Annotated in this window: 7 protein-coding genes and 1 pseudogene; 1 reads left to right on the forward strand and 7 read right to left on the reverse strand. The window is 70.3% G+C overall.

What is annotated here, in order from left to right; genetic code table 11:
* Positions 1-63: 63 nt before the first annotated feature.
* From Q0C81_RS12945 to Q0C81_RS12975, 7 genes are all read right to left on the reverse strand, one after another.
* A complete protein-coding gene (locus tag Q0C81_RS12945; protein ID WP_291838529.1) occupies positions 64-708 on the reverse strand; it encodes a protein-L-isoaspartate(D-aspartate) O-methyltransferase in 645 nt (214 codons plus the stop codon).
* Complete coding sequence (surE, locus tag Q0C81_RS12950) at positions 705-1,499, reverse strand: 5'/3'-nucleotidase SurE (RefSeq protein ID WP_291838532.1); 795 nt, start codon at positions 1,497-1,499, stop codon at positions 705-707. The genes Q0C81_RS12945 and surE overlap by 4 nt, the downstream gene beginning before the upstream one ends.
* A 61-nt stretch (positions 1,500-1,560) precedes the next feature.
* Positions 1,561-1,962, reverse strand: a complete 402-nt coding sequence (locus Q0C81_RS12955; protein WP_291838534.1) for a hypothetical protein — start codon at positions 1,960-1,962, stop codon at positions 1,561-1,563.
* A 147-nt stretch (positions 1,963-2,109) separates the two neighbouring features.
* A complete protein-coding gene (gene serS / locus Q0C81_RS12960; RefSeq protein WP_291838536.1) occupies positions 2,110-3,522 on the reverse strand; it encodes a serine--tRNA ligase in 1,413 nt (470 codons plus the stop codon).
* A gap of 150 nt (positions 3,523-3,672) precedes the next feature.
* Positions 3,673-4,041 carry a hypothetical protein gene (locus tag Q0C81_RS12965; RefSeq protein ID WP_291838539.1) on the reverse strand — a complete coding sequence of 123 codons (369 nt, stop codon included), beginning with the start codon at positions 4,039-4,041 and terminating at the stop codon, positions 3,673-3,675.
* A 55-nt stretch (positions 4,042-4,096) separates the two neighbouring features.
* Positions 4,097-4,906 carry a thiazole synthase gene (locus tag Q0C81_RS12970; protein WP_291838542.1) on the reverse strand — a complete coding sequence of 270 codons (810 nt, stop codon included), beginning with the start codon at positions 4,904-4,906 and terminating at the stop codon, positions 4,097-4,099.
* Between the two features lie 39 nt (positions 4,907-4,945).
* Positions 4,946-7,363 carry a membrane-bound PQQ-dependent dehydrogenase, glucose/quinate/shikimate family gene (locus Q0C81_RS12975; protein WP_291838544.1) on the reverse strand — a complete coding sequence of 806 codons (2,418 nt, stop codon included), beginning with the start codon at positions 7,361-7,363 and terminating at the stop codon, positions 4,946-4,948.
* 199 nt (positions 7,364-7,562) lie between these two features.
* On the opposite strand from Q0C81_RS12975, the pseudogene Q0C81_RS12980 reads away from it, so the two are divergent.
* A pseudogene (locus Q0C81_RS12980) lies at positions 7,563-7,915 on the forward strand (hypothetical protein); the annotation flags it as partial.

Raw genomic sequence — 7,915 nt, forward strand, 5'->3', positions numbered from 1 at the left:
CAGACCCGGAAAACCGCGCCAAAGTTGGGCGGGAAGGTTAACCAAAGCTTGCCGGAGCCGTAATCACCCCTCCTTGGCCGTCCCCTCGACCAGCGGCACGAACCGCACTTCGGTCAGGCTTTCGCGACGGAAGCTGCCGTCGGGCTGGCCGACGTAGCGGTGCAGCATCTGCACCGAACTGCGGCCCACGGGGCAGACCAGGATGCCGCCGGGCTTCAGCTGCTTCAGCAGTTCGGTCGGCTCGCCGGGGGCCGCGGCCGTGACCATGATCCGGTCGAAGGGCGCCTGTTCGGGCCAGCCCAGGCCGCCGTCGCCGTGGCGGGTGATGACGTTGTCGATGTCCAGCGTCCGCAGCCGCGCCTCGGCCTCGGTCAGCAGGCTGCGATAGCGCTCGACCGAATAGACGTAGCGCGCCAGCCGGCTCAGCACCGCGGCCTGATAGCCGCTGCCGGTGCCGATCTCCAGCACCCGGTGCCGCAGCTGCACGTCCAGCGCCTGGGTCATCAGACCGACGATGAAGGGCTGGCTGATGGTCTGGGCGCAGTCGATCGGCAGGGCCTGGTCCTCCCAGGCCTGGTCGAGGAACTTCTCGTGCACGAAGACGGCCCGGTCGATGGATTCCATCGCCTGCAGGACGCGCGGCTCCGTCACCCCCTGCTGCCGCAGACCGAGGATCAGGCGTCCGGCGCGGTCGTCCTTCAGGTTCATTCGGCCGCCACGACCGTCTTGGGCGGAACCCCGCCCAGTACGCCCTTCAGGTCGTGCAGGCTGGCCATGTGGGTCAGGTCGATGTGCAGGGGGGTGACCGAGATCTTGCCGTCGTCCATCGCCTTCAGATCGGTGCCGTCCGGATGGTCGTGCTTCGTGCCCCGGAAGCTCATCCAGTAGTAGTCGCGGCCGCGCAGGTCGGTGCGGCGCACCGCATGCATCTCGCCGATGTCGCGGAAGCCCTGGCGGGTGACCTCGATCTCGGCCACGGCCTCGGGCGCGCGGGCCGGGAAGTTGAGGTTCATCACCACCCCGGCCTGCCACGGCTGGGCCAGCAGGCGGCTGATGATGGCGGGGGCGTAGGCCTCGGCCGTCTCCCAGTGGGCGGTGACCTCGTCGTGGAAGCGCTCCAGCGACTGGGACAGGGCGATGGAGCGGATGCCGAAGGCCATGCCCTGCAGCGCCCCGGCGACCGTGCCCGAATAGGAGCAGTCCTCGCCGACGTTGTGGCCGCGGTTGACGCCCGACAGCACCAGGTCCGGCTTCTGCGGCATCAGGTCGTTGACCGCCAAGACGACGCAGTCTGTCGGGGTCCCCGTCACGGCGAAGCGCTGCGGGCCCAGCCGGTTGACCCGCAGCGGCTCGGTCAGGGTGATGCCCCGCCCCTTGCCCGACTGCTCGACGGCGGGCGCGCACACCCAGATGTCATCGGACAGGGTCCGCGCGATCCGTTCCAGGCATTCGAGGCCCTCGGCCTCGATTCCGTCGTCGTTGGTCAGCAGGATTCTCATGATCGGTCTGACCTAATGCGAAGACCCGACCGGCGCACTCGAAAAATCCGGCGGGGTCCCGCTACTGGATGACTTCCACGCGGTCGGCCTGGATGACCGTGTCGCGGCGGCAGTTGTTGACGAGGCGCGAACCCTGCCACTGCATCGTCTGGGCGCCGTCGCGGGCGGCCCAGGCGGCGGTGCGGCCGAACAGCCGGACCTTGGCCCCGTTCAGGTCGGCGGCCGCGCGCTGGGCGTTGCGCGGCAGGACGGCGCTGACGCAGTCGGTCGGGAAGCCCTGGGTCAGGTCGCGCTCGCGGGCGTAGAGGCGGATCTCGCCGTCGGCGACGCGGGCCCAGCCCTCGAACTGGGTGGCCGAGGCGTCGAAGCCGGCGGGCGGCGGGGTGACGCCGCCAGGCGTCGAGGCGCAGGCGCCCAGGACCAGAATCAGGGCGGCGGGGGCCAGGAGGGAGAGGGTTCGCATCGGTTCGTTCCTGTGGCGCGTCTCCGGGGGGCGGAGACCGGACAATGGACCGGAGCCGCGCGACGTCCTGATGACGCCGCCGCTCCGCTCCCTGCGCAATGCCTGACGCCGCCGGGGGCTCCCCGCCTTACCAGAGCGTCCGGGTGTTCAGGCCCCGCCGACCTGCGTCAGCCCGCCCATGTAGGGGACCAGCACGTCGGGGACCCGGATCGAGCCGTCGGCCTGCTGGTAGTTCTCCATGATCGCCACCAGGGTGCGGCCGACCGCCAGGCCCGAGCCGTTCAGGGTGTGGACGAACTCGGTCTTCTTCTCGCCGTCGCGCTTGAAGCGGGCGTCCATGCGCCGGGCCTGGAAGTCGCCGCAGTTCGAGCAGGAGCTGATCTCGCGATAGGTGTCCTGCGACGGCAGCCAGACCTCCAGGTCGTAGGTCTTGCGGGCCGAGAAGCCCATGTCGCCCTTGCACAGCAGCATCTTGCGGTACGGCAGCTCCAGCGCCTGCAGGATCGCCTCGGCGCAGCCCACCATCCGCTCATGCTCGGCGTCGGAGTCCTCGGGCCGGGTGATCGAGACCAGCTCGACCTTGTGGAACTGGTGCTGGCGGATCAGGCCGCGCGTGTCGCGTCCAGCCGAGCCCGCCTCGGCCCGGAAACAGGGCGTCAGGGCGGTCATGCGGATCGGCGTCGCCAGCTCGGCCTCGGGCAGGATCTGCTCGCGGACGAGGTTGGTCAGGGAGACTTCGGCGGTGGGGATGAGCCAGCGGCGCTCGCTGGCATATCGGCCAACCGCCATCTCGAACTCAAGCGCGCTCGGAGCCAACGGGTACTCGGTACCTTGGAGCGGATACGGATGCTCGCGAAGGAGACGATGAACTTCGTGCCAATCAGTTCCAATCCGGAAGAGATCGTCTTGGAACTTCGGCAACTGCCCTGTTCCGAACATCGCCTCGTCGCGAACGAGGTACGGCGGGTTCACCTCCAGATAGCCGTGCTTGTCCGTTTGGAAGTCGAGCATGAACTGGCCGACGGCCCGTTCCAGCCGCGCCATCTGGCCCTTCAGCACGGCGAAGCGCGAGCCGCTCATCCTGGCGGCGGCCTCGAAGTCCAGCAGGCCCAGGGCCTCGCCGAGATCGGCGTGATCCTTGGCCGGGCCTCCGGCGCGGGGCGTACCCCAGCGGCTGACCTCGACGTTGCCGGCCTCGTCCTCGCCCTCCGGCACATCGTCGGCGGCCAGGTTCTTCAGGCCCGCCAGCAGGTCGCGCAGCTCCTTGCCGACGCTGGCCTCGACCTCTTCGGCGGCGGCGATGTCAGCCTTCAGGGCCTCGACCTCGGCCTTTAGCCGGTCGGCCTCGGCCATGTCCTTCCTGGCCATGGCGGCGCCGATCAGCTTGGACGCGGCGTTGCGCTTGGTCAGCCCCTCCTGCGCCGTCGTCTGGGCGGCGCGCAGCTCGCCGTCGAGGCGCAGCAGGTCGGCCACCAGCCCGTCGGCCTCCTCGACCCCGCGCGACGACCAGCCGCTCACGAAGGCGGCGGGATTGTCACGGATGGCGCGGATGTCGTGCATGGCTCTGAACTCTAGGGAGGAAGAGCGATGCTCTAGCGGGCGGCGGGGATTCCGCCAACTCCCCGACGCAGGGCGTGCGAAAGGCGCGCATCGTTTGATGCGCGGGGCCGGAATGACGATGGCGATCACTATGACGGTTCAAACGCCGCTTCATCGTCGCCTTCGCCCCTCGCGGAAGGTCCGACGGCGGTCAGGATGGGGCGCGGAGGCCGGAGCGAGCGTCTCCCGAATTTTTTCCGGCGCATCGGAAAAAAGCGGGTGCGAAGAGGGCGGATCGTCGTGCACCCGTCCGGCCTCGATGCGGGCGGCGAAGCGCAGGGCGCGCAGGGCTTTCCTGACGACGCGGCCCCAGTCACGGGCGGCGCGGGCGCGGCGCTGACGGCGGGCGGCGGCCGCCTGGGCCACGGCGAAGCGATGGATCGCCCGCATGTCCGGAGGGCGGTCTTTCGGGATGAGCAGGTCGCGAGCCATGGCCGGAAGGATGGCACGGCGGTGCGTCAGGATTGGACGTAGGGACAAGAGCTCACCTCTCCATCGCCCGTTTCAAGGCGATGGGGAGGACAGATCGCGCAGCCTAGATCAGCCCTGACAGCGGCGAGCTCGGGCTCGCATACATCCGGCGCGGCATGCGCCCGGCCAGATACCCCTGCCGCCCGGCGATCACGGCGTGCTTCATCGCCGACGCCATCAGGATCGGATCGCCGGCGCCGGCGATGGCGGTGTTCATCAGCACGGCGTCGCAGCCCAGCTCCATGGCCAGGACGGCGTCGGACGGCGTGCCCACGCCCGCATCGACCAGGACCGGGACCTTGGCCTGCTCGACGATCAGGCGGACGTTGACCCGGTTCTGGATGCCCAGGCCCGAGCCGATCGGGGCGGCGGCGGGCATGATGGCGGCGGCCCCCGCCTCCTCCAGCCGCCGGGCCATGACCACGTCGTCGGTGCAGTAGACCATGACCTGGAAGCCGTCCTTCACCAGCAGGTCCAGCGCCCGCAGGGTCTCGATCATGTCCGGATACAGGTGGGCGGTGTCGCTCAGCACCTCCAGCTTGACCAGGTCCCAGCCCCCGGCCTCGCGCGCCAGCCGCAGGGTCCGCACCGCGTCCTCGCCGGTGAAGCAGCCGGCGGTGTTGGGCAGGAAGGTGAAGCGGTCGGGCTTCACATAGTCGACCAGCATCGGCTGGTTCGGATCGGTCAGGTTCACCCGGCGCACGGCCACGGTGACGATCTCGGCGCCCGCAGCCTCGGCGGCGGCGGCGTTCTCCTGACAGGTCTTGTACTTGCCGGTGCCGACGATCAGGCGGCTGTTGAAGGTCCGGCCGGCGACGGTCCAGCTGTCGGCTGCTTCGGTGGCGGATGCGGAAACGGGGACATGAGCGTTCATGTCCCCGTCCCTACGCCCTCGGGCGCGTCGTTTGAACCCTTACGCGCCTCGCGGCAGCGCGTAGGCGATCACTTCGTCTGACACCGGGGTCTCCATGAAGTGGTGCCCGCCCGGCGCGATGACCAGGAACTGGCGGCCGCCGACCTCATAGACCATCGGCCCCGCCTGACCGCCGCCCGGCAGCTTGTCGGTCCACAGGGTCTTGCCGGTCTTCAGGTCGATGGCGCGGATCAGGTCGTCCGTCGCCGCCGCCACGAAGATGACGCCGCCCGCCGTGACGACCGCGCCGCCGTTGTTGGGGGTGCCGATCTCGATGGGCAGCATGGACGGGATGCCGAACGGCCCGTTCTTGGTCGCCTGGCCGAGCGGACGGTCCCAGATGGTCCGGCCCGTGCGCAGGTCGATGGCGCGGATGCCGCCATACGGGGGCTCCTTGCACAGCAGGCCGGTGAAGGGCATCCGCCAGCCGGCGTTGACGCTGATCGCATAGGGGGCGCCCGCCTGGGGGTCGCCCGCCCCCTCGGCCCCGCCCTTGCGGGCGTTCGGTTCGCCGCGCGGGACCCAGCCGCGCCGGTCCGCCTCGGCGCGGGGCACCAGCCGGTTGTAGTTGGGCATGTCGTTGTAGTTGGCGACGATGACGCCGCGCGCCGGATCGACGGCGACGCCGCCCCAGTCCGAGCCGCCGTTGTAGCCCGGATACTGGATGTAGCGCCGGTCGGCCGTCGGCGGGGTGTAGAAGCCCTCATAGGCGGCGCTGCGGAACTGGATGCGGCAGATCATCTGGTCGATCGGCGACATGCCCCACATCTGGCGCTCGTTCAGGTCGTGCTCGCGGCGCAGGGTGTGATAGCCGCTGGTCCGCTGGGTCGGGGTCCGCATCTGCGGCTCCACGCCGCCACGGGGCACGGTGATGTTGTTCACCGGCGTGAGCGGCTGGCCGGTGGCCCGGTTCAGCACGTAGATGTCGCCCTGCTTGGACGGCAGCACGACCGCCGGGACCGCGCCCGCCGCCGTGGGGAAGTCCACCAGCGTCGCCTGCGAGCCCAGGTCGTAGTCCCAGACGTCGTGGTGCACGGTCTGGAAATTCCAGCGCGGCTTGCCGGTCGTCACGTCCAGCGCGACCAGCGAGGTGGCGTAGTCCAGCTGCGGTCCGGTGCGGTCGGCGCTGACATAGTCGGCGGCGGTCGAGCCCAGCGGCAGATAGACCAGCCCCAGCCGCTCGTCGCCCGAGGCCGTGGTCCACATGTTCGGCGTGCCCAGGGTGTAGATCTGGCCTTCCGGCGGGGTGGTGGCGATGTCCGGTCGCATCATGTCCCAGGCCCAGCGCAGCTGGCCGGTGACGGCGTCGAAGCCCTTGATCACGCCCGACGGCGCTTGGCGGTACTGGCCGTCCAGGATCTGGTGCCCGGTCACGACGACGCCGCGCACGATGGTCGGGGCCGAGGTGATCGAGACCATGCCCGGGATCAGCTTGCCCATGTGCTCGGACGTATCGACCTGGCCGTTCCGGCCGAAGCCGGCGCAGCGTTGGCCGGTGCGGGCGTCCACGGCGATCAGGCGGGCGTCCAGCGTGCCCCAGATGATCCGCGTCGCGCAGGGATCGGCCGGGGCCGCGTTCGGCACGACGTAGTAGCTCACGCCCCGGCAGGCCGCCGTATAAGGGATGTTGTCGTCGCTGACCTGCGGGTCGTGCTTCCAGATGTTGCGTCCGGTCGCGGCGTCCACGGCCAGCACCATGTTCTTGCCGGTGCAGATGTAGAGGGTGTTCCCGACCTTCAGCGGCGTGTTCTCGGAGGCGTATTTGTTCTGCGCGCCGGGCCGGTCGCCGGGCAGGTCGCCGGTGTGCAGGCTCCACACCCGCTCCAGCCGCCCGACGTTCTCGGGCGTGATCTGGGTGAGGGGCGAATAGCGCTGGGCGTGGTAGCTGCCGCCGAAGGCCGGCCAGTCGGCGCCCACCGGGATGGCGTCCGGATCGCTGGAGGCGACGGCCCGCGCGGCGGGAAGCTCGGACTGCACATTGATCCTGGCCGCATTGGCCGAGGCGACGCCGCCGATCATCAGCAGGGCCACCAGGCCGACCGCGCCGCCGGCGGCCCAGACCTTGCCCCGTCCGGGCCACAGGGCCGGAAGCGCCGTCAGCACGAGGGCCAGCAGCACGGCGGGGGCGATCACCCGCGGCACCAGGCCCCAGCCGTCGATCCCGACCTCCCACAGCGCCCAGAGCACCGTCAGAACGAAGACGCCGATATAGATGAAGGCGCCCAGCCTGCTCCGCCGGATCAGCAGGACCCCGCTGGCCAGCAGTCCCAGTCCCGCGAGCAGGTAGTACCAGGAGCCGCCCAGTCCGATCAGCCAGCCCCCGCCGATGGTCAGGGTCAGGCCGATGAGGGCGAAAATGACCCCGAGGGCCGTGATCAGGCCCCCGGCGAGGCCTCCCGGTTTGCGCTCGACGGACATGAAAACACTCCAGCGTGGCAAGGGATTCGGGAGCGCAACACCTCGCCCGTCGTACGGTTCCGGACAAAACCGTGCGCGCCGGATGGACGCCGATCACATTCCGTCGCACGCATCAGGTCCCGGCGCCTTTCGTCAGTTTTCATCGCGCCGCCGGCATGTGTGACTGGGCTCACGTGTTGTTCAGTGAAGGAGTGTCGTCATGCGCATCAGGTCCATCGTCGCGAGGAGCGCCGTCGCGATCCTGCTGGCGTCCACGGCGATCACCGTCATCGGCTGCAGCACCGCCGGCGGGCCGGCCATGGCCCCGCCCCCCGCCGTGGCGCCGCCTCCTCCGCCCGCGCCGTCACGCCCCGCCGTGGTCGGCGAGGAGGCGACCTCGGTCGACGACGTCGTGGTGACCGGCAGCCGCGTCCGCCGCGAAGGCGAGGCTGGGGTCGGATACGTCGACGACGCCCGGATCGCCGCGCCCACGCCCGTCGCCCTGCCCGACCGCGGCACCCGCCCGGCCCAGCCGCGTCCTCCGCAGGCCGGCCTGCTGACCGCCGGCGACTA

It is taken from the genome of Brevundimonas sp. (genome assembly GCF_023259385.1).
In the GTDB taxonomy this organism is placed as follows: domain Bacteria; phylum Pseudomonadota; class Alphaproteobacteria; order Caulobacterales; family Caulobacteraceae; genus Brevundimonas.